The sequence below is a fragment of the Sphingobium chlorophenolicum genome (assembly GCF_000722875.1).
Taxonomy (GTDB): Bacteria; Pseudomonadota; Alphaproteobacteria; order Sphingomonadales; family Sphingomonadaceae; genus Sphingobium; species Sphingobium chlorophenolicum.
The window spans coordinates 1-20,580 of sequence record NZ_JFHR01000052.1 but is presented as its reverse complement, the minus strand read 5'-3'; the positions used below and the strand labels follow the sequence as shown (position 1 = coordinate 20,580).

23 protein-coding genes are annotated in these 20,580 nt (G+C 63.5%); 15 read left to right on the top strand and 8 right to left on the bottom strand.

All coding sequences use genetic code 11. The features are described from left to right. Nucleotides 1-2 precede the first annotated feature (2 nt). The 8 genes from trbE (at nucleotide 3) to BV95_RS17950 (ending at nucleotide 8,166) form a co-directional block, all read left to right on the top strand. Nucleotides 3-2,459 (top strand): conjugal transfer protein TrbE, encoded by a 2,457-nt coding sequence (gene trbE / locus BV95_RS17985; RefSeq protein WP_037455226.1) that lies wholly within the window; start codon nucleotides 3-5, stop codon nucleotides 2,457-2,459. Next, nucleotides 2,456-3,226, top strand: a complete 771-nt coding sequence (gene trbJ / locus BV95_RS17980; RefSeq protein WP_037455223.1) for a P-type conjugative transfer protein TrbJ — start codon at nucleotides 2,456-2,458, stop codon at nucleotides 3,224-3,226. The genes trbE and trbJ overlap by 4 nt, the downstream gene beginning before the upstream one ends. Before the next feature lie 10 nt (nucleotides 3,227-3,236). Then, nucleotides 3,237-3,623: a putative entry exclusion protein TrbK-alt gene (trbK-alt, locus tag BV95_RS17975; RefSeq protein ID WP_037455220.1), complete on the top strand. Its 387-nt coding sequence runs from the start codon at nucleotides 3,237-3,239 to the stop codon at nucleotides 3,621-3,623. 4 nt (nucleotides 3,624-3,627) lie between these two features. Further along, nucleotides 3,628-4,992 (top strand): P-type conjugative transfer protein TrbL, encoded by a 1,365-nt coding sequence (gene trbL / locus BV95_RS17970; protein WP_037455218.1) that lies wholly within the window; start codon nucleotides 3,628-3,630, stop codon nucleotides 4,990-4,992. Beyond that, nucleotides 4,992-5,675 (top strand): conjugal transfer protein TrbF, encoded by a 684-nt coding sequence (gene trbF / locus BV95_RS17965; protein WP_037455216.1) that lies wholly within the window; start codon nucleotides 4,992-4,994, stop codon nucleotides 5,673-5,675. The genes trbL and trbF overlap by 1 nt, the downstream gene beginning before the upstream one ends. Then, entirely contained in the window at nucleotides 5,672-6,721 is a 1,050-nt protein-coding gene (gene trbG / locus BV95_RS17960) for a P-type conjugative transfer protein TrbG (protein ID WP_037455212.1), read from the top strand. Before trbF ends, trbG begins: the two co-directional genes overlap by 4 nt. Nucleotides 6,722-6,801: 80 nt before the next feature. Next, nucleotides 6,802-7,938, top strand: a complete 1,137-nt coding sequence (locus BV95_RS17955; RefSeq protein ID WP_457920854.1) for a TraB/TrbI/VirB10 family type IV secretion system protein — start codon at nucleotides 6,802-6,804, stop codon at nucleotides 7,936-7,938. A gap of 3 nt (nucleotides 7,939-7,941) precedes the next feature. Continuing rightward, the gene (locus BV95_RS17950) at nucleotides 7,942-8,166 is read left to right on the top strand and encodes a DUF2274 domain-containing protein (protein ID WP_037455206.1); all 225 of its coding nucleotides are present in this window, start codon (nucleotides 7,942-7,944) and stop codon (nucleotides 8,164-8,166) included. Here the strand turns inward: BV95_RS17950 and BV95_RS17945 are convergent. The 6 genes from BV95_RS17945 to BV95_RS17920 form a co-directional block, all read right to left on the bottom strand. Continuing rightward, nucleotides 8,114-9,097 (bottom strand): LysR family transcriptional regulator, encoded by a 984-nt coding sequence (locus BV95_RS17945; RefSeq protein WP_234703234.1) that lies wholly within the window; start codon nucleotides 9,095-9,097, stop codon nucleotides 8,114-8,116. The two genes, BV95_RS17950 and BV95_RS17945, sit on opposite strands and share 53 nt — an antisense overlap. Before the next feature lie 90 nt (nucleotides 9,098-9,187). Next, nucleotides 9,188-10,456: an FAD-dependent monooxygenase gene (locus BV95_RS17940; RefSeq protein ID WP_081873444.1), complete on the bottom strand. Its 1,269-nt coding sequence runs from the start codon at nucleotides 10,454-10,456 to the stop codon at nucleotides 9,188-9,190. A gap of 4 nt (nucleotides 10,457-10,460) precedes the next feature. Beyond that, nucleotides 10,461-10,829, bottom strand: coding sequence for a DUF6220 domain-containing protein (locus BV95_RS24160; protein ID WP_162179766.1), 369 nt, complete (start codon nucleotides 10,827-10,829; stop codon nucleotides 10,461-10,463). 224 nt (nucleotides 10,830-11,053) lie between these two features. Next, nucleotides 11,054-11,824: a MipA/OmpV family protein gene (locus tag BV95_RS17930; protein WP_037455202.1), complete on the bottom strand. Its 771-nt coding sequence runs from the start codon at nucleotides 11,822-11,824 to the stop codon at nucleotides 11,054-11,056. A gap of 77 nt (nucleotides 11,825-11,901) precedes the next feature. Further along, on the bottom strand, nucleotides 11,902-12,333 hold the full coding sequence (locus BV95_RS22795; protein WP_051749868.1) for a hypothetical protein: 432 nt from the start codon (nucleotides 12,331-12,333) through the stop codon (nucleotides 11,902-11,904). Between the two features lie 93 nt (nucleotides 12,334-12,426). After that, nucleotides 12,427-13,914 (bottom strand): amidase, encoded by a 1,488-nt coding sequence (locus tag BV95_RS17920; RefSeq protein WP_037455199.1) that lies wholly within the window; start codon nucleotides 13,912-13,914, stop codon nucleotides 12,427-12,429. Between the two features lie 242 nt (nucleotides 13,915-14,156). Between BV95_RS17920 and BV95_RS17915 the strand changes: the two genes are divergently transcribed. From BV95_RS17915 to BV95_RS17895, 5 genes are all read left to right on the top strand, one after another. After that, nucleotides 14,157-15,059 (top strand): LysR family transcriptional regulator, encoded by a 903-nt coding sequence (locus BV95_RS17915; RefSeq protein ID WP_037455197.1) that lies wholly within the window; start codon nucleotides 14,157-14,159, stop codon nucleotides 15,057-15,059. A 148-nt stretch (nucleotides 15,060-15,207) separates the two neighbouring features. Then, complete coding sequence (locus BV95_RS17910) at nucleotides 15,208-16,743, top strand: multicopper oxidase family protein (protein ID WP_037455195.1); 1,536 nt, start codon at nucleotides 15,208-15,210, stop codon at nucleotides 16,741-16,743. Further along, nucleotides 16,733-17,386 carry a DUF3159 domain-containing protein gene (locus BV95_RS17905; protein WP_051749866.1) on the top strand — a complete coding sequence of 218 codons (654 nt, stop codon included), beginning with the start codon at nucleotides 16,733-16,735 and terminating at the stop codon, nucleotides 17,384-17,386. The genes BV95_RS17910 and BV95_RS17905 overlap by 11 nt, the downstream gene beginning before the upstream one ends. Nucleotides 17,387-17,475: 89 nt before the next feature. Then, a complete protein-coding gene (locus BV95_RS24155) occupies nucleotides 17,476-17,811 on the top strand; it encodes a hypothetical protein (RefSeq protein WP_037455193.1) in 336 nt (111 codons plus the stop codon). A gap of 11 nt (nucleotides 17,812-17,822) precedes the next feature. Next, nucleotides 17,823-18,551: a phosphatase PAP2 family protein gene (locus tag BV95_RS17895; RefSeq protein ID WP_162179765.1), complete on the top strand. Its 729-nt coding sequence runs from the start codon at nucleotides 17,823-17,825 to the stop codon at nucleotides 18,549-18,551. A 3-nt stretch (nucleotides 18,552-18,554) separates the two neighbouring features. On the opposite strand, the gene BV95_RS17890 is transcribed toward BV95_RS17895, so the two are convergent. Beyond that, entirely contained in the window at nucleotides 18,555-19,172 is a 618-nt protein-coding gene (locus BV95_RS17890) for a TetR/AcrR family transcriptional regulator (protein ID WP_051749864.1), read from the bottom strand. Nucleotides 19,173-19,386: 214 nt separating this feature from the next. Here BV95_RS17890 and BV95_RS17885 point away from each other — a divergent pair, with 214 nt between their 5' ends. Both BV95_RS17885 and BV95_RS24150 read left to right on the top strand, forming a co-directional pair. After that, the gene (locus BV95_RS17885; RefSeq protein ID WP_037455190.1) at nucleotides 19,387-19,758 is read left to right on the top strand and encodes an SPW repeat protein; all 372 of its coding nucleotides are present in this window, start codon (nucleotides 19,387-19,389) and stop codon (nucleotides 19,756-19,758) included. Nucleotides 19,759-19,840: 82 nt separating this feature from the next. Then, nucleotides 19,841-20,047 carry a hypothetical protein gene (locus BV95_RS24150; protein WP_156483475.1) on the top strand — a complete coding sequence of 69 codons (207 nt, stop codon included), beginning with the start codon at nucleotides 19,841-19,843 and terminating at the stop codon, nucleotides 20,045-20,047. Here the strand turns inward: BV95_RS24150 and BV95_RS17875 are convergent. Beyond that, the gene (locus BV95_RS17875) at nucleotides 20,022-20,420 is read right to left on the bottom strand and encodes a TetR/AcrR family transcriptional regulator C-terminal domain-containing protein (protein ID WP_051749863.1); all 399 of its coding nucleotides are present in this window, start codon (nucleotides 20,418-20,420) and stop codon (nucleotides 20,022-20,024) included. The two genes, BV95_RS24150 and BV95_RS17875, sit on opposite strands and share 26 nt — an antisense overlap. Nucleotides 20,421-20,580: the final 160 nt, after the last annotated feature.

The following is a 20,580-nucleotide window of genomic DNA, read 5'->3' as shown; positions in this document are numbered from 1 at the left end:
CGATGATGAACCTCGCCGAATATCGCAACCGCAACACCCGGCTCGCCGACTACCTCCCTTGGGTCGCCTTGGTCGGGGAAGGCATCGTCCTGAACAAGGACGGCAGCCTGCAGCGCACCGCGCGCTTTCGTGGCCCAGATCTCGACAGTGCAGTACCGGCCGAGCTGGTCGCAGTCGCCGGCCGGCTCAACAACGCCTTCCGTCGCCTCGGCTCAGGCTGGGCGATCTTCGTCGAGGCGCAGCGCCATGGCGCCGCCACCTATCCCGCCAGCATGTTCGCCGACAGTGCCTCCGGCCTCGTCGACGCCGAACGCAAGGCCGACTTCGAGGAAGCCGGGGCGCATTTCGAGTCCAGCTACTTCCTGACCTTCCTCTATCTGCCGCCGGCCGAGGATGCGGCGCGCGCCGAGACCTGGCTCTACGAGGGCCGCGACCACGCCGGCGTCGATGCGCATGAGATCCTGCGCGGATTCGCCGATCGCACTGATCGCATCCTCCAGCTCATCGACGCCTTCATGCCCGAATGCGCCTGGCTCGATGACGGAGAGACGCTCACCTACCTGCACTCGACGGTTTCGACCAAGAGGCATCGCGTCCGAGTCCCCGAGACGCCGATGTACCTCGATGCGCTTCTTGCCGATCAGCCGCTCACCGGCGGCCTCGAGCCTCGCCTCGGCGATACGCATCTGCGCATCCTCACCATTGTCGGCTTCCCGACCGCGACCACGCCCGGCATCCTCGACGAGCTGAACCGGCTGGCCTTTCCCTATCGCTGGTCGACACGGGCCGTGCTGCTCGACAAGACCGACGCCACCAAGCTGCTGACCAAGATCCGGCGGCAATGGTTCGCTAAGCGCAAGTCGATCGCGGCCATCCTCAAGGAGGTGATGACCAACGAGGCTTCAGCCCTGGTCGACACCGACGCGGCTAACAAGGCTGCCGACGCCGACATGGCGCTGCAGGAGCTGGGCGCCGACTACGCCGGTCAGGCCTATGTGACGGCGACGATTGCAGTTTGGGACGACGATCCCCGCATCGCCGCCGAAAAGCTTCGCCTCGTCGAGAAGGTCATCCAGGGCCGCGACTTCACGGCGATGCCCGAGACCATTAACGCCGTAGACGCCTGGCTCGGGTCGCTGCCCGGCCATGTCTACGCCAATGTTCGCCAACCGCCGATCTCGACACTGAATCTCGCCCACATGATCCCGCTGTCAGCGGTGTGGGCGGGACCGGAACGGGACGAGCACCTTGCAGCACCCCCACTGCTGTTCGGTAAGACCGAAGGCTCGACCCCGTTCCGGCTTTCCATCCATGTCGGCGATGTCGGCCATACGCTGATCGTCGGCCCAACCGGCGCCGGCAAGTCGGTGCTGCTGGCGCTGATGGCGCTGCAATTCCGGCGCTATCCGCAGTCGCAGGTCTTCGCCTTCGACTTCGGCGGTTCAATCCGGGCCGCAGCCCTCGCGATGCGGGGCGACTGGCATGATCTCGGCGGCGGACTGACCGAAGGCGCCGACGACAGCGTGTCGCTCCAGCCGCTGGCCCGCATCGATGACGTCGCCGAGCGCGCCTGGGCTTCCGACTGGCTGATCGCGATCCTGGGCCGCGAGAGCGTACCGGTCACGCCCGAGGTTAAGGAGCACCTCTGGTCGGCGCTGTCGTCGCTGGCCTCCGCGCCCGTCAGCGAACGGACCCTGACGGGCCTGTCCGTTCTCCTTCAATCCAACGACCTGAAACAGGCGCTGCGACCTTATTGTGTCGGCGGCCCCTATGGCCGGCTGCTCGATGCCGAGGCCGAGCATCTGGGCGAGGCAAATGTTCAGGTCTTCGAGACCGAGGGACTGATCGGCACCGGCGCTGCCGCCGCCGTTCTCGCCTATCTCTTTCATCGCATCGAGGACCGTCTCGACGGACGGCCGACGCTGTTGATCGTCGATGAAGGCTGGCTCGCACTTGATGACGAAGGTTTCGCCGGGCAGCTCCGCGAATGGCTGAAGACGCTGCGCAAGAAGAACGCCAGCGTCATCTTCGCCACTCAGTCGCTGTCCGACATCGACGGCTCGGCGATCGCGCCGGCCATCATCGAGAGCTGCCAGACGCGCATCCTGCTCCCCAACGAACGCGCGATCGAGCCGCAAATAACCGCCATCTATCGCCGCTTCGGCCTGAACGATCGCCAGATCGAAATCCTCGCGCGGGCGATGCCTAAGCGCGACTATTACTGCCAGAGCCGCAGGGGAAACCGGCTGTTCGAGCTGGGCCTTTCGGACGTGGCGCTCGCGCTCTGCGCCGCCTCTTCGAAGCAGCATCAGGCCCTGATCGCTGAGGTTCACGCCCGCAGCGGCACCGATGGCTTTCTCGCCGAGTGGCTTGCCGAAAATCGGCTCGCCTGGGCCGCCGACCTCATCGCCAACCTCACCAACGTCACCCCTCAAACCGATCTGGAGGCACGCCCATGACCCGTTCCGTTCGTTCCCGCTCGCGCGCGCTGCGCATGACCGCCGCACTCCTTGCCGCGCCGCTCGCGCTGTCGCCGATCCTCGCGCCGCCCGCGGCCGCGCAGTGGATCGTCTACGACCCGACCAACTATGCGCAGAACGTGCTGACGGCGGCGCGCACGCTCCAGCAGGTCAATCAGCAGATCACCCAGCTTCAGAATGAAGCGACCATGCTGATCAATCAGGCCCGCAACCTGGCGAGCTTGCCGTACTCCTCGCTCCAGCAACTTCAGCAGTCCGTCCAGCGCACGCAGCAGCTTCTGCAACAGGCGCAGGGCATCGCCCTCAACGTCCAGCAGATCGACCGTGCGTTCCAGACAACCTACGGCAACGCCTCGATGTCCGCCTCCGATCAGGCGCTCGTCACGCAGGCGCGCGAGCGCTGGCAGAACACCGTCGGCGGCTTGCAGGACGCCCTGCGCGTGCAGGCCGGCGTCGTCGGCAACATCGACACCAACCGCAGCGAGATGTCGGCGCTGGTCGGCCAGAGCCAGGGCGCGACGGGCGCGTTGCAGGCAACGCAGGCCGGCAATCAGCTCCTGGCGCTCCAGGCGCAGCAGCTCGCCGACCTCACCGCCGTTGTCGCTGCCAACGGCCGCGCCCAGAGCCTATCGGAGGCCGAGCGCGCTGCCGCTGCCGAGCAGGGTCGCGAGCAGCGCCGCCGCTTCCTCACACCGGGCAGCGGCTACCAACCCGGCAATGCCCGCATGTTCCCGAACGGCAACTGAGGGCACGGCGATGGACGGGAAGATGCTCGCCCGACTCGGCGCCGTGGTGTTCGTCGCTGTCGCGGTCACCGCGACCGCGATCGAGATGACCCGGAAAGAGGAGGCGCCCGAGACCTGGCGGTCCGGCCGCGCCGCGGAGGCGCCGGCCAATCCCCTGCGGGACGCCTTAATCCGCTGCCAGGCGCTCGGCGAAGAGGGACCGCGCGATCCGGAATGCCGCCGTGCCTGGGCGGAAAACCGCCAGCGCTTCCTCGCGCCCGGCGCCCGTCCCGCCGAGCGGTTGCCGGACATGCCACCCCCACCGCGCGATGGCCTCACACCTCAGTCGCAGCGGACCGAAGCGCCGACCGCGACACCCTCCGCACCGAACACTCCGCAACTCGACGAGGCGCGATAGCATCATGGGCGGCACCGGCGTCATCGACCACTTCCTCGAGGTCTTCACCCGCTACATCGACAGCGGGTTCGGCCTGCTCAGCGGCGAAGTCGCCTTCATCGCCACGACGCTGATCGTCATCGACGTGACGCTCGCGGCGCTGTTCTGGAGCTGGGGCGCCGACGACGACATCATGGCGCGGCTGGTCAAGAAGACCCTGTTCGTCGGCGTCTTCGCCTACATCATCGGCAACTGGAACAACCTCGCCCGGATCGTTTTCGAGAGCTTCGCCGGCCTCGGCCTGAAGGCGAGTGGCACCGGCTTCTCGACCGCTGATCTCATGCGCCCCGGAAAAGTTGCGCAGACGGGCCTCGACGCCGGCCGACCGCTGCTCGATTCCATCTCCAGCCTGATGGGATACTGGAGTTTCTTCGAGAACTTCATCCAGATCGCCTGCATGTTCCTTGCCTGGGCGCTGGTCCTGCTCGCCTTCTTCATCCTCGCCATCCAGCTCTTCGTCACGCTCATCGAATTCAAGCTGACGACGCTCGCCGGTTTCGTGCTGATCCCCTTCGGCCTCTTCGGCAAGTCCGCCTTCATGGCGGAGCGCGTGCTCGGCAACGTCATCTCGTCCGGCATCAAGGTTCTCGTGCTCGCCGTCATCATCGGCATCGGTTCGACACTTTTCTCCGAGTTCACGTCCGGCTTCGGCGGCCAGAACCCGACGATCGACGAGGCCATGGCGATCGTGCTCGCCGCGCTGTCGCTACTCGGGCTCGGCATTTTCGGCCCCGGCATCGCCAGCGGCATCGTCTCCGGCGGTCCCCAGCTCAGCGCCGGCGCCGCGGTCGGAACCGGCCTCGCCGCAGGCGGAATGGTCGCGGCAGGCGCTGGCGTCGTCGGCGCCGCTGCATCCGGTGGCGTGGCTCTGGCCGGCGGTGCGGCCGCGGCCGCTCGCGGCGGCGCAGCCGTCGCAGGCGGCGCCTCTACCGCTTACAGCCTCGGCGCAGCCGGCCAATCTGGTGCGGCCGGGGTTGCTTCCGGTCTCGGGGGAGTCGCCCGCGCAGGTGGTAGTGCTGCTGTCTCACCGCTCCGTCGCGCCGCTTCGCGTGCCGCCGAGAGCATGCGCTCCAGCTTCAACGCCGGCGGTAAGGCCGCATTCGAAGCGACGGGCGGCTCATCCACCATGGGCTCGGCCGGTGGCGATGGCGCCGGTGACGGAGCTGCGTCCCCCGGGTCCGCGAACGCTGGCGGGCCGCCGGCCTGGGCCCAGCGGATGCGCCGCTCGCAACGCATGACCCATGCCGTCCAGGCCACGGCCCATGCCGTCCGTTCCGGCGACGCGCATGGCGGCGGCTCTTCCGTCAATCTTTCCGAAGGTGATCGCTAATGTTCAAACGACCCTCCACTCACTACGGCAAAGCCGCCGAGCCCGAGACACCCTATCAGCGTGCCGCGCAGGTCTGGGACGAGCGCATCGGCGCATCGCGCGTGCAGGCAAAGAACTGGCGGCTGATGGCCTTCGGCTCGCTGATCCTGTCAGCCGGGTTCGCTACCGCGCTCGTCGTACATTCGGCACGCGGAACGATCGTCCCTTGGGTGGTGCAGGTCGATCGGCTTGGACAGGCTCAGGCCGTCGCGCCGGCCGAAGCCGACTATCGTCCGACCGATCCGCAGATCGCCTTTCACCTGGCGCGCTTCATCGAGCAGATCCGCTCGATACCCGCCGACGCCATTATCGTTCGGCAGAATTGGCTGCGCGCCTATGATTTCACGACCGATCGCGGAGCGATGGCGCTGAACGACTATGCGAGGTCAAACGACCCGTTCACCAAGGTCGGCCGCCAGCAGATCGCCGTCGACGTCTCCAGCGTCATTCGAGCGTCGCCCGACAGCTTCCGCGTCGCCTGGGTCGAGCGCCGCTATGAGAACGGTCAGCTCGCCGAGACCACGCGCTGGACCGCGATCCTGACGATCGTGTTGCAGATCCCGCGCAACGCCGACCGGCTCAGGGCGAACCCGCTCGGCATCTACGTCAACGCCATCAACTGGTCTCGGGAGCTTGGGCAATGAAGCCGTCTTTCCGTACAGCCGGAAATCCGGCTTCACACACACTCGTATTCCCGGCTCTCCGCAGAGCCGCAGTCCCGATGGTCCTGCTGGCAACGACCGCGCTCGCTGGCTGCGCCACCACCAACCCGCCGCCCGAGATCTCCTACGATAACGCGGCTCCCGCCGTGCAGACGGTCGAACCGCCAGCGCCCGTCACCGTAGTCGAGCTGCCGCGGCCGCTCCCGCTGCCCGGCCAGCTGCAACGGGTCGAGCCCTCCCGACGCACGCCCGAGCCCACAGATCCCACCGCGAGGGTTAACCAGGCCAACGCCGCTGCGCGTATCCAGCCAGTACGGGACGGCTTCATCAACTCCATGCAGGTTTATCCCTTCACGCAGGGCGCGCTCTATCAAGTCTACACCGCCGTTGGTCAGATTACCGACATTGCCCTTCAGCCGGGTGAACAGCTCGTCGGGTCCGGCCCCGTCGCCGCCGGCGACACCGTCCGCTGGATCATCGGCGATACCGAAAGCGGTTCGGGTGCGACGCGCCAGATCCATATCCTCGTGAAGCCCACCCGCGCAGAGCTGATGACAAACCTCGTCATCAACACCAACCTGCGCACCTATCATATGGAGCTTCGCTCTACCGAGCGAACCTATATGGCTTCGGTCTCTTGGCAGTATCCGCAGGACCAGCTCATCGCGCTGCGCCGGCAGAACGCCGAGGCAGAGGCCGCGCAACCCGTGGCGAGTGGCGTCGATCTCGCCAACGTCAATTTCCGATACGCCATTGATGGCGACCGCGCGCCCTGGCGGCCGCTGCGCGCCTTCGATGACGGCCGACAGGTGTTCATCGAATTCCCGCGCGGCATAGGCCAAGGCGAGATGCCGCCACTCTTCGTCGTCGGACCGGAGGGCAATACGTCCGAACTGGTGAACTTTCGGGTCCGCGGGCACCACATGATCGTCGATCGTCTCTTCGCCGCGGCGGAACTGCGCTTCGGGTCCGGCGATCGCCAGAGGCGCGTCCGTATCACCCGCACAGACGGGAGGCCGGCCTCGTGAGCGACAACGAACCCCGCAGCGAAGAAGCCTCTGACAACGACACGAAGCCGTTGAGCGGCGAGCCGGCCAGCACCGCGCCAATGCGGCTACGCGCAGAACCGCCCCGCGTGACCCGGCTGTCCCGAAAGGTTCTCGCCGGCGTCGGCCTGGTCGCCAGCGTCGGACTCGGGGGCGCCCTGATCTACGCTCTGCAGACCCGCGACGGCGGCCGCCCTAACGAGGAACTCTATTCGACAGAGAACCGCTCGACCGCCGACGGGCTCGCAGGGCTGCCGCGTGACTACAGCGGCGTGCCTCGCCTTGGGCCGCCACTGCCTGGCGATCTCGGACGACCGATCGTCGGTGCACAGGACCGCGGCCGGCCCGTGCCAGCACCGGGCATCGCTACCCCCAATCCAGGCATCAGCCCGGAGGAGCAGCGCAGGCTGCAGGAGATCGAGACCGCGCTTACCAGCCGTCTCTTCTCCGGATCGGAAAGCCGGGGCGCACCCGCTGCGGCGGGAGCAGCGCCGGCGGGGCCGCCGACGACCGACCTGGCCAGCCTCGGGCTGGCGCCGCCACCGACGACACCTTCGGCACAGGACCGCCAGAACGCCTTCCTGAACGCAGCGGCAGACCGTCGGACGGTTGCGCCCGATCGCGTCGCCGCTCCGGCGTCACCTAACATCCTTCAGGCGGGCGCGGTGATCTCGGCGGCGCTGATTACCGGCATCAGATCCGACTTGCCGGGCCAGATTACCGCCCAGGTCACCGAAAACATCTACGACAGCCCGACCGGACGCATCCTGCTCGTACCCCAAGGCACACGCGTCATCGGTCAGTATGATAACAACGTGCAGTTTGGGCAAAGCCGCGTGTTGCTCGTCTGGAACCGGCTCATTTTTCCAAATGGCCGCTCCATCGTTCTCGAGCGCCAGCCGGGTGCGGACGCCGAAGGGTTCGCCGGCCTTCAGGACGGCGTCGACTATCACTGGTGGGACTTGGCAAAGGCGGCAGGACTCTCGACTTTGCTAAGCGTCGGCGCGGAGCTGGCGACCAACGATGATGATCGTCTGATTAGCGCGATCCGAAATGGCGGGCAGGACACGATCAACGATGCCGGTCAACAGATCGTTCGCCGGCAGCTCAATGTCGCACCGACGCTGACGATCCGCCCGGGATTCCCGGTGCGCGTCATCGTCACCCGCGACATCGTGCTCGAACCCTATGGAGGCTGACCCATGGCCAAGTTGAAGCTGGGGCCCGTGGCCGACGAGAAGCCGGTCAAGGTCTCGATCGAATTGCCTGCGGCCCTTCATCGCGACTTGCGGCAATACGCGGAGATCCTCGCGCAGCAGGAAGGTGGGACCGTTCCCGAGCCCGAGAAACTTGTCGTGGCGATGGTCCAGAGGTTCATCCAAACGGACCGAGGATTCGCGCGGGCTCGCCGAGACAAGACTGGGTGAGGCTCTGGAGTCCAAGCAAGAAAACCGCGACTTTCCCCGCTTCCTTGCGGACCAATTGCGGCAGACGCCCGGACGCCACTTCCTTCACGAGAAAAAGCAGACGCTGAAGCGCGGGGTTCGAATTCCGCGACATCCAAACAGCGGTCAGGGCAAGCTGCTCCGGATCACCGCCGATTGGCCTGAAGACTATTCCGGGCGGGCTTCCAAGATTGGACCCGCTGGCCAGCGTGATCCCGTAACCCATCGCGACGATATTCATCAGGCTTTCGCGACTGACGTCGTGGACGTCGATTTGAGGGCTGAAGCCAGGGCTGGAAAGCTTGCGGATGAGGTAGTCTCGGATTTCCGGGCCAACGCCTTGCTGGCTCACAACGAACAACTCATCCTTGAGATCGTGCCAATGCGCTTCGTCGCACTCGGCAAGCCGATGGTCGCTCGGAAAGGCCACATAGATGCTCTCGGTCCAGAGCAGCGCCGAAGCGTGTCCCGACAGCCTCGGCTTTCCGGGAAGGAACGAAACATCCAGTTCCCCCGTCGTCAGCCGCGCAAGGTTCTGGTCCGACGAGCCCTCGTGCAGGCTCACACGAATCTCGGGATGTCGCCGGTGAAATTCCTTCAGCGCCACGTGCAGGCGCCCGGCCGCCAAGGGCACGAGGACGCCGGCCTGAAGCTCGCCCCGCTCGCCCTTGTGGACCGATGCTGCGAGTTCGACCGCTTGTCCCAGCTGTTGCATGCCGGTCGAAGCTTCTTCTAGGAAAAGTTGGCCCGCCCGCGTGAGACGAACGCCGCAGGGGCTGCGGTCGAAGATGCGAAAGCCGACCCGGTGCTCGAGCAGCAATATCCGGCGCGTGAGCGTCGATTGAGCGACGTTGAGGAACGCAGCCGCGCGCCTGAAGCTACGATGCTGCGAGGCCGCCAGCGCATATCGCAAATATCTCAGATCGAGCGATAGGTCTGGCATAGCCCTCTCAAGTTTTGGGAACCTCTACGCGGTCCGATCGGGCGCAAAGACCGCCGATCGTCAGGGCTCCTTCGAGCTACGGCCCAGCGTCGCGCGCATGACTGGGGGAAAGGCCTGGGCAAGCCGAAGAACGAGCCGGAACATACGCCGAGGAAAGCCCGCCTCGGAACTCGCGTTCTCGGCATTCCTGCGCGACAGCCCGACCGCCCTATTCGCGTAGACTCGCATCTCGGACTCATAGCGGCCGACGGCATCGACAATGGAAAGCCTGCCGGCCGCGGCATCAATCAGGGCGTCACGCAGGACACGCGCATCCCGAAGAGCGGTGTTGGCGCCAATCCCAGCCATAGGTGTCATGTTGTGGATGGCATCGCCGATCAGCGTGACGTTGCTCGGCGCCCACGCGTCTAGGTGCGGCATGGACCGAAGCGGGACAGGGGCTACGGTTTCCGGATCGGCGCCACGCACGAGCCTGCTGAGGTCGGGGGACCAGCCTTTGATCCGCTGCAGCACAAAATTCTGCAAGGCCGCTGGGCCTCTGTCCTGAGGAACATCGACCAGCTCGGACCGCGGCGTGACATAAGCCCACATCACATAATTCTGGGCGTCCTGCTGTTTGCCCCCGACGTCGGCGGAACGAGAGCGCCAGGCCGCAACGAACATCCATCCTGGACCTGCAGGAACGACGTTGTTGAGGGAACCGTCGGTCAATTCGGGAGGCAGCGCTGCTGTTTGCACGTCGTCGAGGAGATACCGGCCCGCGATCGCCAGGATACCCAACTCAAGGCGACGAACATCGGGGAGATATTGCTGCCGGACCTTCGAATGGCTCGCGTCGGCACCGACCAGCAGGTCGCCTTCCGCAGCGCTACCGTCGTCGAAGTGCGCGCGGACGCGATTGTCGGCGATAAGTTCGTAGTGCGTGAAGGTCTTGCCCCAGTGGACGACGGGGTCGCTCCTCTCCATCAGTCCCGCGAGCAGGATCTCTCGAAGCTCGATTCGACCCACGCCTCGCAGTTCGACTTCACTGGCAGGCCGGCCCGACAAGATTGCTTCATCACGGGTCGCGAGACGACGCAATTGTTCATCGCGAAAGTGCAACTTGGTCCCCGCACTAGTGCTGAGTTCGCGGAACCTCGACCATCCCTCGGATGGGAGGCAGGCCTTGAGCGCCTGTTGACCATGTCGGTTAATATGAATTCCGTAGCCGGCGAGATTCTCCGAAGGGCTGACCTGCCGCTCGAACACGGAGACATGCAGACCGGCCTGTCGCAGTCCTTGGGCGAGGCATAGGCCGCCCAGCCCGCCGCCGATAACCAAAACCTTCATTGAGTCACCTTGGAATCCGGCGCACAGCCGGTTGGCGGGCGATCTTCGCGCGCGCGACCACTACAAGCGCGAAGATCAGCCCATCGTTGAAAAGGAGGAGCAGTTGCGCGGGCGGCGCGTCATGCGCCCTCACGATTGATCCCAGACCGATCTGGAGGGCGTAAAGCAGGCAGGCACCCAGCAGCCACGCTCTAACCGTCCGATGCTCCCGTGACAGAAAAGCAAGCCGTGTGAGAAGCACGAGCAGGCATCCTATCGCCACTCCCAATCTCACATGACACGCCCAGTATTGCGTCGCTTCAAGCGGTACCAGGGCGGCGAAAACGCACTGTGCTGCGACGCCGACCAAGATCGTCCACGCCGTGGCAAGCATCAGGTTTGCGATCAGGGACCTCGGCGGGGCCGGGATATCGATGGACTCCGGTATGGGCATCAAACGCTCGAACGAAGGGTGAATCGGTATGCAAGTCTAAGTTACGCGGGCGCACGTCATCCGTCTAATCGATGGAATGTATATCTCTTATTTGTAGAGCAAATAGAGAATGCCGCGTGGCTACCCCCCACTGAGAGGGTTCCATCCGGCGGCTAACCGATTGGCTAGAAGCGATACGCCACGCCGAGGAAACCGGTCGGATTCCATTTTTCCTCGTTGAGGGGCGTGTCCAGCGCATCGCCCAGCAGCATATTCGCGCTCACGTTCCCCGTGAGCGTCCAGCGATCAGAGAGCTGGTACACTCCCGTCACCGAGAGCGACGCATCTTTGAACCCGCTCTTCGCTTTAAATGCCGGCAATCCTGAAGCAGTCGCCTCTCCGGCGCTAATGCCGAAGTAGTTGTCCATATATTTTCCATCCGCCCACGTCGTGCCGACGGAGGGGATGAGCGCGAAGTTCGGCGTCACCGGCAGGTAGTAGGAAAGCGCTGCGTCTGCGACGAGCCCCTTGGCGCCGCCGATCGACTGGGTGGCCCCGAGCGAAAAGGTGAAGCGGTCGATCCGGGCGCTGCCGAATACGCGCGCGCCAGCGGTGTCCGCGATCCCCTCGATGCCCGCTGGCACATCGTCTTTGTCGTAGCCCGGCACATAAGTGAGGCTGGCGCCAACGCGAAATGTGTCGTCACGGAGAATGTCGACGCCGATCCCTTCCGAGGTGTCGATGAAGAAGCGACCATACCGCCCATCGATGAGCGGCAAGGGGATCACCCTGGATTTGTCCGCCCCTTGGAAGGTCGGGATCACGCCGGCGCCAGGACCGACGCTCAGGCTGTAGGCCCGGTCATCACTGCGCGGCTCTTTGTCATCGGCTCTGGCTTCACCCGAGGTGAGCAGCAGACATGCAGCAGCCATTGCAGAAAATTGGTGTCTCTGCATCACAAGGACCTTCCTGAAGTAGCGCGCGCCTCGCCTCATGCGCAGCGCGTCGAAAATGCTCGGGATGACGACCGCCGCTAGGCGAGCATCGCCGCGTATTGATGCCGGTAGGCATAGGCGAGCGTGGCCGCAGTCAGGTCCATGACAGCCGCGATGGCGATGCCAGCGGGATTGAGGACCAGGTGAAACAGGGTGATCACGGTGATCGCCGGCATGATGATCGCCAAGCCGAACGCTGGCTTAAAGCTGAGCAGCAGGCTCGCACCGCCGATCAAGTTCATGATCTTGACAAGCGGCCACATGAAGCCGGTCGCCAGCAATGCCTCCTCAAAGGCCATGCCGGCCGGCGACGTCGGCGGATGAATGAAGTTCTCGCCGGTTGCGAGAAAGTAGAAGCCGTCTGCTCCGCTGGCCACGAACAGGAGGCCGAGCAGGATGCGCGAGGCATGGTAGCAAAGCGGTTTCAGTCGAAGACGAAGGCCGGAAATCCGGGTGCTCGCGTTCCTCACGGCGCTACTCCTACTGGACGGACGAAAGGTCTCCCGCGAGGCGACGGGGGGCGAGGCACCTCGCGGGAGACACGGCGCAGAGCCTTTGGGCTCTCACGCAACACCGATGGTCCTGGCGTCGCATCGATCGTAGGAGGCCGCCCAAGGCCGCGCCGCCTCGAATGCGGCGCAGATCGATAGGAGCGGGAAATCGCCATGCCTCTGGCCGATCAGTTGCAGACCGACCGGCAGCCCGTCGGCGAAGCCGGCCGGTAGCGAAGCCGAGGGATGACCCGAGAAGTTCGTAAGGAAGCCCAAGCACCAACCCACAACCGGATCGACGTTGAAACCATCGACTTCTGTTGGGCCGCCCGTGCCGCCGCGCGAACCGTTCGCCACCGGTGGCGCACCTGCCGACGGGCAGGCGATCACATCGACCTCCGCGAGGGCGCGGTTGATCCCATCGTAGACCGCCGTGCGGATCTGCTGGTCTCGCTGCATGCCGGCAATGCCGAGCGACTGGGCCTGCTCGACCGAGGCCCAGACATCCGCCGGTATCTGATCTCGAAAGTCCTTGGCGAGATCGATGCCGCGCCTTTTGAGGCCATTGATCGCGCCCGACATGCGCATTGACACCATCCGCCGCCAGGCGGCGCTGATCTCGTCAGGCGAATGGGAAAATTCGATCTCAAGAGGGACAACGCGCGCGCCCTGCGCTTCCAGCGCAGCAATAGCGTCGGTCAGGACTTCGCAAATCCCGGGATCGACGGGAAAGCCGCCCAGCCTTGGCGCGAAGCCGATCCGGGAGCCGTTGATCGAAGTGGTGAGCGCGCGCGTCCAGTCGATACCGGAGGCGACACTGAAGGGATCCTCGCGCTCATATCCAACAAGCGCGTTGAGCGCGAGCGCAGCGTCCTCCACGGTACGTGTGATCGCACCGTCATAGGCGAAAGGAGACACCTCGAAGGCACTCGGGCGCGTGATGCGAGCGATGCGGCCGTGCGATGCCTGAAATCCGAAGACGCCGCACCATGCCGCCGCCGTCCGGATCCATCCCCCGCCATCGAGAGCTCCGGCGATCGGCACCAGCCCGCCGGCCACTGCCGCGGCACTGCCGCCTGCTGCCGCGCCGCTGTTGCGCGTCAGATCGAAGGGATTGGCGGTCGGACCGAATGCGCGGTTATCACAAACCGACGTAAAGCCAAGCGGCGAGGAATTCGTGTATCCGAGCAGCACCGCGCCGGCGGCTTCCATCCGCTTCGGATAGAGCGAACAATTCGTGCCGATATTCCGGATCGCCGGAATGCCGCCAAGCGTGCCGGGCCACCCAGGATAGCTGCTGAACAAATCGGTCGTCATGGTCGGCACGCCGGCCAGGCAGCCGACGGGGTCGCCCACACGGAGGCGTGCCTCGATGACACGCGCAGACTCCAGCGCCGCTTGCGGATCGAAGTGAACGACGGCGTTGAGGGAGGCGTTTCGCACCTTCACCCTGCCGATCGCTTCTTCGACCGCTTCGGTCGCCGACATCTGTCCTGAACGAATCAACTGAACGAGTTGCGCTGCGCTAGTAGTGATCGGCGCGACGACGTCTTGGATCATTCTATCTTCTCCGGCGAATTCAGCTTCGGCCGAGAGAATTCGAGCGGTCGAGCAAGCCTTTTCTCTCAAACAGCGAGGGCCATTCCCAATCGGCTTTTGCTATGTTCCGACATTCGCCTGGCGAATATTGCTGTCAGCAATCCATCTGCCCCAGCAATCATGGTCGCTCCGACTGATGCTTGCGATATCCCCTTAACGGATGCCCGACTCCCCAAGCGATCTGATTTGATTATAGTGGACGGATGAATCTGCGCTCGGTCGACCTTAACCTCCTCGTCATCCTCGACGCCCTGCTGGACGAAGCGCATGTCTCGCGCGCCGCAATCCGGCTGAATCTCTCGCAGCCTGCGACATCGGCTAGCCTCGGGCGCTTACGCCAGCTTTTCGGTGACCCGTTGCTCGAAAGATCGGAGGGCGCGATGCGCCTGACACCCGTAGCCGAGGCGCTTCGCGGCCGCCTCAAGGATCTCCTTGCCGACACACATGCACTGCTCGATTTGCAGCCCGAGGCGCTGCAGAGCATCCAGAAGGTCGTTCGGATCTCAACCGCGGATCATCTCGCAATCCGGGTCGCGGACCAGCTTCATGGGTTGCTGTCCCAAAGCGCCCCTGGGATCGATCTCGTGTTTCAGCCCTATCACGGCGCACCAGGCGCACTTGAGGCTCTCTCCAAGGGCGCAATCGACCTGTCGATCTCCATCCTTCCCACTGCGACGCCGCCGATCACGCGCGAGGAGCTGATGCGGGAGCATTGGCGAGTCATCATGCGCGAGGGCCATCCGGCGGCGAAGAACTTCGACCTTGACCAGTGGCTTGCCTATCCGCACGTCAGCGTGTCCGGCCGAGGCGAAATTCGGGCGGCGCTCGACGATAAGCTCGTTGCGCTAGGCCGTAACCGCCGGATCGGGCTCGTCGTCCCGAGTTTTCTGATGGTAGCGCCGCTCGTTCGACGTTCCGATTTCATCGGCGTGATCCCGACGCTGAGCCTCCCGCTCGACTCCAGCGAAGACTTCGCAATCTTTCCCCCGCCTATCCCGCTCGAGGAATTCCCCATTCATATCGCTTGGCACGCTCGCCACGACGCTGATGTCGCCGTGCAGCACGTCCGGGCCACCATCCAAGGACTGCACCTGGGAGGCGCATAGCCCGCAACTTACCCAATATTTTCTGTACAAATACCACGCTATACCGACCATCGATTGGACGGATTGTGGTCTGCCGCGATAGCTCTTGCAGCACAAGCCGGCAGCGAGAACCAATCGAGGAGCATCGCGCCGCTAGACGAGGCGCTTTATGATCCACCCGCACGATCCAGCCATCTCGCGCCGCGACGCACTCATCCTGAGTGTACTCGGTGCTGCGGCGACCGTGGGCGGATGCGTCAGCACCGGTGCGACCTTTGCCTCGCCCGGCCTTCGATTTCGCCGCGATCTGCCGATACCGCCAGTGCTGGCGCCGAGCCGGATTGATGCATCTGGCGCGCACTATGAAATCGAGCAGCGTGAGGCGAAGGTCACCATTCTTCCAGGACTGGAAACGACCGCCTGGACCTATAACGGGATTTTTCCCGGTCCCACTATCCGCGCAAAGCGCGGCATCCCGACAATCGTCCGCTGCACAAACAAACTCGACACGATCACAGTGGTCCATCTCCATGGAGGCCGTGTGCCCTCCGAGTCGGACGGTTTCCCGACCGACGTCATCCTGCCGAAGAACTTCGATGGACTGGCGGCATCGCTCTGCGGACCCGGCACCGATCTTTCAAAGCTGCAGGCGACCGTCGGCAATACGCGGACCTACATCTATCCGAACGACCAGCGAGCGGCGACGCTCTGGTATCACGACCATTGCATGGGCGGGGCCGGCCGCAACACGTACATGGGCCTGGTCGGCTTCTACATCATTGATGACGATGAAGACGGTCGCCTGCCGCTGCCGCGCGGCGACCACGACATTCCAGTGATGATCTTCACTCGCCGTCTGAGCAGCTCCGGCGAGTTAGTCTACGAGCATGACGGCCATATGGGGGCCGGAGGCGGCATGATGCTGGTCAACGGCGCGCCCTGGCCGCGTCTTGCGGTCGAGCGACGCAAATACCGCCTACGCTTCCTGAACGCTGACAATTCCGAGCCGCTGGAGCTGGCGCTAGAAGGCGATCTGCCCTTCACACAGATCGCAACCGACGGCGGGCTGCTCGACGCCCCGGTAACACTTCGCACGCTGCCTCTGGCGATGGCCGAGCGCGCCGAAGTGATCGTCGACTTCGCCGCCTGCCAGGAAGGGCAGTCGATCGTCCTGCGCAACCTGCGCGGCAATGGCCCTCTCAGCGAGGTCATGCGGTTCGACGTGTTCGGCGGGCCTGTAAGAGATCGAAGCGAGATCCCCCGCACTCTCAGCCGGATTGAACGCTTGCGGCCGGAAGATGCCGTGCGCACCCGCGAGTTCGTCTTCGGCGCCAAGCCTTACCTCGCTCTCCGGTTTCCGCCGATTTACTGGACCGTGAACGGTAAGCGCTTTGACGCCGAGCGTGTCGATGCTGCTCCCCGGCACGGAGATATCGAAATTTGGAAATTCTCTCGCCAGAAGACGATCTTTCCGACGATCTGCCATCCTCCGCACGTGCATCTCGTCAATTTCCAGGTGCTCGAACGAGATGGAAAGCCGCCCTTGCCGCATGAGGGCGGCTGGAAAGACACCGCAGCGCTGGAGTTCGACCAGTCCGTGACGGTGATCATGCGCTTCGACGGCTATCGCGGCAGGTATCTCCTTCACTGCCACAATCTCGAACATGAGGATCATGACATGATGGCGCGCTTCGATGTCGTCTAAACAGAAGTCACCGCTTTCCCGCGCCATCGGGCTGCTCGCGACTGCCGTGCCATCCGTTGTTTTCGTCGTGGTCAATAACGCCTCTTCGCTATGGCTTGCACTGGCCTGGGCGACGGCCACGGCTCTTGGATTGTTTCTCTACCGGCTCCTGCGCCGCGAGCCGCTCAAGCAAGCTGTCATCGGGCTTGTGATAGCCGCCGTATGCGCTGGCGTGGCGGCGATCACCGGAGATGCCCGCGACTTTTTTCTTGCACCGGCGCTTATCCCCGTGGCTGCCATGATCGCTTGCATTGGCTCGCTGCTCATTCGCAGACCCCTGACAGGCGTGTTGCTCAATCGTGTGGTCGGCGGTCCCGCCGACTGGCACGAACAGCGAAGACTCTCCCGGATCTACGCAATCACGACAGCCACCGCCGTCGCGATCAACGTCGTCAATTTCGGCTTGCAAGCGATGTTCTACTTGGCCGACGCACCGGCTGTCCTCGCGGCGATCCACGTAGCAACCGGGCCGATCTTCGCCACACTTGTCGCCGCGACGCTTTTTTTCGCACGTAAGGAAGTCAAACACCTCACACCACGCCGGGAGGGCGAGGTGTTTTCGCTTTCCGCTCCGGAGAGCGACCCACGGCAATCGCAATCATAAAAGGGCAGTTTTTCCGTCTCGCACCGGAATTTCGCCGGATTTACAATATTGTCACCAGAAATAGAGTCCAAGACATGTAACGGAGTGACATGGCGAACGGCCAGATCGTAAGAATAACACATGGCATCTCATTACTGATCTGCGGAATCGCTGCTGCCAATGTTGTGCCGCACGTCTATTTCGCGTCTTCCAACGTCAGCCACGTCACCCATTTCGGAGAGCCCGTGAGTCCGGAAGGACTGCTGATCTGGGCCGCAATCGGCTCCGCCATTTCCATCACCACCGCCTATATCGTTCGTTCGAACGTGACCCAGGCGACATCATGGTTATGGTTCAGCCTTGGAGCGTTCACGGGCTCGGTGCTGATGGCCAACGTCTGGGCGAAGGATGTCTCACGCTACTTCTTATCGTTTTGGGCAGCGTAGGGGCGACCGACATGGAATTTCCGACCTCCCGCCCGATCGCGCTCCCGCTCTCCGCGACCAAATGGGCAGCGGTCTTGCTCGGGACAATGAGCATTGTAACTTTGGTATTCGTCATGATGCCAGAGATCGACCTGAACGCTTCGAGAGCATTTTTCGACGACACCCGAACATTCCATCTAGCTTCATCGGAAATTCTGACCCTAATTCGAGGATTGAACGACTGGATCTTGATCGGCGGACTTTGCGTTGCCGTCATTGGCTTAGTCATGTTCAGCCGAACGGATCAGCCGCGGGCGTTCGATTTCCTATTTCCAATTCTTGTGTATGCCGTGGGGCCCGGCCTTGTGGTCAACTGGATGCTTAAGAACGGGATGGGCCGCGCAAGGCCCCGTGATGTGCTCCACTTCGGCGGGGAGAAGTCGTTCACCCATGCCTGGGAACTCTCCACCGAATGCATCCGCAATTGCTCGTTCACGTCCGGAGAGGCCGCCTCGGCGGTGGCCATGTTGTCACTTGTGACGATAATTCCATCGACCCGCCGTCGTGCGCGACAAGCAGTAGCGGCGTTATTCGTTGTACTGGCGCTCGCCTTTTCGCTGAATCGGATTGCCTTCGGCGCCCACTTTCTCTCGGACACGCTCATGTCCATGCTTCTTGTCGCACTCGTCATGTTGATCGTGCACTGCGCCTTACAAGCGCTACTCCAATCGATGAATCGGAAAGGGCCTGCTCCAGGATGACGCTCACTTACCGCCCGTCACATGGGATTTGACGAACTGGTCGGCTGCTGCAGCTACGCTTTTCTTAACTTGCGTCGACGTCGGCTCATAGGCCGTCAATAGCACTCTGAAAAAGAGGTCGCCTCGAAGCGCCGCCAGAAACGCTTGGGCGGCTTCAGCAGGATCTTCAATCTTCTCCTTGCCGCTGACATTGTACTCGGAAAATTTCTTCGCGAGCAGCTCACAAGCACGCTTTGGCCCATTCTCGTAGACGACCTTCGTTACTTCCGGGAAGTGGGGCGCTTCCGCGACGGCCATTCGGAACATGGCGACGACGTCTTTCGACAGCAGGTTCTCCAGATAGTGCTGCCCCAGTTCAAGCAGGAGGGGCCGCAACTCGCCCGATTGCGTCACTGGCGCAAAGTTCGAAGCCCGGTCCGAGAACGTAGTGACGATGGCAGTGAACAGCGCCTCCTTCCCCGGGAAGTGTCGGTACAGCGTGCGCTTGGAACCGCCGATACGCTCCAACACGTCGTCGATCGACGTCCTTGAGAAGCCCTTTGCGAAAAAGACCTCTGTGGCGGTTGCTAGGATTTCCTCGCGTCGCTGCGCCGATCGCCGATCATGACCATTTTCCAACAAATCTAACCTCCGTTTGTGTCTGTTGAATCTACAGGAGACGGTACGGTTCCGTCTCCCACGTTGCGTTTGCGCGAACCTTGCCGGCGAAGCGACGTCGGACATCCTGGACACTTTTGCGCCATCCGCCGAAATCCCTCTGGAACCCTATCCACCCCCACGAAGTTAAGGAGGTGGTACGGTACGTTACCGGACCGCACATAGAAGGAGATAGGAAATGAAAGCGGAAGTACCAAGCAAGGGCCTCGAGTGGACCAATCTGCTCCTCGGGCTCGGTCTCGCCTGCGCGGCATTCGCGTTCGGCGCACTCCCTGCCGCGGCGTGGAACGCGGGTATCGTCGGCCTACTCATCGTCTGCTGCTCGGCCGTCGCCCTCGGTCGCTACGGTGCGTGGGCGGAATGGTCCAATATCGCGCTCGGCTGCTGGGCGATCGCCGCGCCGTTCGCGCTCGGCTTCGGCGCTGCCCAGGCGGCGATGTGGACCCACGTTCTAATCGGCATCTGCGTCGCCGCCATCGCGACGGTGCAGCTCATGTCCTCGCGACGGTCTCAGGGCATCACCCACGACCGCCCAGCCCACGGCCGCTGACTTGTCCAGAAGGATGATGAGGGGAGAGCCCAATGTGGCTCTCCCCTCAAGGTGCTGCCAGCAAACTGAGTAGGGAGAGCTCATGGCCGAACCCCACAAGGAACTCACGCTTGATGAACTTCTCGCCGATCCCATCGTGCAGCTGGTCATGCAGCGCGATGGAGTGACGGCAGAGGACGTTCGGAAGGTCATCGAGCGCGCGCGCCAGGCTCAAAGCGCGAATAGCCAAGGCCGCGAAATGAGAAACCATGCGTTCGATATCGCTACCGGTGTGATGCCACTCCATTGAGGAAGACGTCGACAGCCGAAAGGACGGCGATGCGTGCCTCATCCGCATCAGGAGGCGGTCGCAGCCCGAGAACGACCTGAAGGTGGAGGTTGTCGCGGATCATGCCCACGAAATGGCTCGCGGCTCGGAAGCAGTCATCGGCATCGATCTCGCCACGCGCCTCTGCAGCTTCAAGCACCTCCGCGAGTCGCCCCGTCGCCCGCGCTGGCCCGTTCTCGTAGAACGTCCTTCCGAGCGTCGGATACCGATTGGCTTCCGCAACCACTGTCCGATAAACGCCAATCAGCGCCGGCGACATATAGGCGCCCATCAGATGTTCACCGAATGCGATCAGCGTTTCGCGCAGATCTCGTCCTTTGATCTCATCGATCACTAAGGCGTGTGGACATTTAAGGGATTCCTTTTTCCGCGCGGATCGGATTCAAGACTGGCGAAGGGAGCGCCATCTTGGATCGACACGGATTAAGCGACGAGCAGTGGGAGCGGGTTCGCCCCGTGCTTCCCGGTAAAGTTGGGGACCGAGGCCGTTCGGC

Coding starts and splice junctions, on each gene's coding strand:
- trbE (WP_037455226.1), top strand. CDS start 3: ATGATGAACCTCGCCGAATATCGCAACCGCAACACCCGGCTCGCCGAC.
- trbJ (WP_037455223.1), top strand. CDS start 2,456: ATGACCCGTTCCGTTCGTTCCCGCTCGCGCGCGCTGCGCATGACCGCC.
- trbK-alt (WP_037455220.1), top strand. CDS start 3,237: ATGGACGGGAAGATGCTCGCCCGACTCGGCGCCGTGGTGTTCGTCGCT.
- trbL (WP_037455218.1), top strand. CDS start 3,628: ATGGGCGGCACCGGCGTCATCGACCACTTCCTCGAGGTCTTCACCCGC.
- trbF (WP_037455216.1), top strand. CDS start 4,992: ATGTTCAAACGACCCTCCACTCACTACGGCAAAGCCGCCGAGCCCGAG.
- trbG (WP_037455212.1), top strand. CDS start 5,672: ATGAAGCCGTCTTTCCGTACAGCCGGAAATCCGGCTTCACACACACTC.
- BV95_RS17955 (WP_457920854.1), top strand. CDS start 6,802: ATGCGGCTACGCGCAGAACCGCCCCGCGTGACCCGGCTGTCCCGAAAG.
- BV95_RS17950 (WP_037455206.1), top strand. CDS start 7,942: ATGGCCAAGTTGAAGCTGGGGCCCGTGGCCGACGAGAAGCCGGTCAAG.
- BV95_RS17940 (WP_081873444.1), bottom strand. CDS start 10,456: ATGAAGGTTTTGGTTATCGGCGGCGGGCTGGGCGGCCTATGCCTCGCC.
- BV95_RS24160 (WP_162179766.1), bottom strand. CDS start 10,829: ATGCTTGCCACGGCGTGGACGATCTTGGTCGGCGTCGCAGCACAGTGC.
- BV95_RS17930 (WP_037455202.1), bottom strand. CDS start 11,824: ATGCAGAGACACCAATTTTCTGCAATGGCTGCTGCATGTCTGCTGCTC.
- BV95_RS17920 (WP_037455199.1), bottom strand. CDS start 13,914: ATGATCCAAGACGTCGTCGCGCCGATCACTACTAGCGCAGCGCAACTC.
- BV95_RS17915 (WP_037455197.1), top strand. CDS start 14,157: ATGAATCTGCGCTCGGTCGACCTTAACCTCCTCGTCATCCTCGACGCC.
- BV95_RS17910 (WP_037455195.1), top strand. CDS start 15,208: ATGATCCACCCGCACGATCCAGCCATCTCGCGCCGCGACGCACTCATC.
- BV95_RS17905 (WP_051749866.1), top strand. CDS start 16,733: ATGTCGTCTAAACAGAAGTCACCGCTTTCCCGCGCCATCGGGCTGCTC.
- BV95_RS24155 (WP_037455193.1), top strand. CDS start 17,476: ATGGCGAACGGCCAGATCGTAAGAATAACACATGGCATCTCATTACTG.
- BV95_RS17895 (WP_162179765.1), top strand. CDS start 17,823: ATGGAATTTCCGACCTCCCGCCCGATCGCGCTCCCGCTCTCCGCGACC.
- BV95_RS17885 (WP_037455190.1), top strand. CDS start 19,387: ATGAAAGCGGAAGTACCAAGCAAGGGCCTCGAGTGGACCAATCTGCTC.
- BV95_RS24150 (WP_156483475.1), top strand. CDS start 19,841: ATGGCCGAACCCCACAAGGAACTCACGCTTGATGAACTTCTCGCCGAT.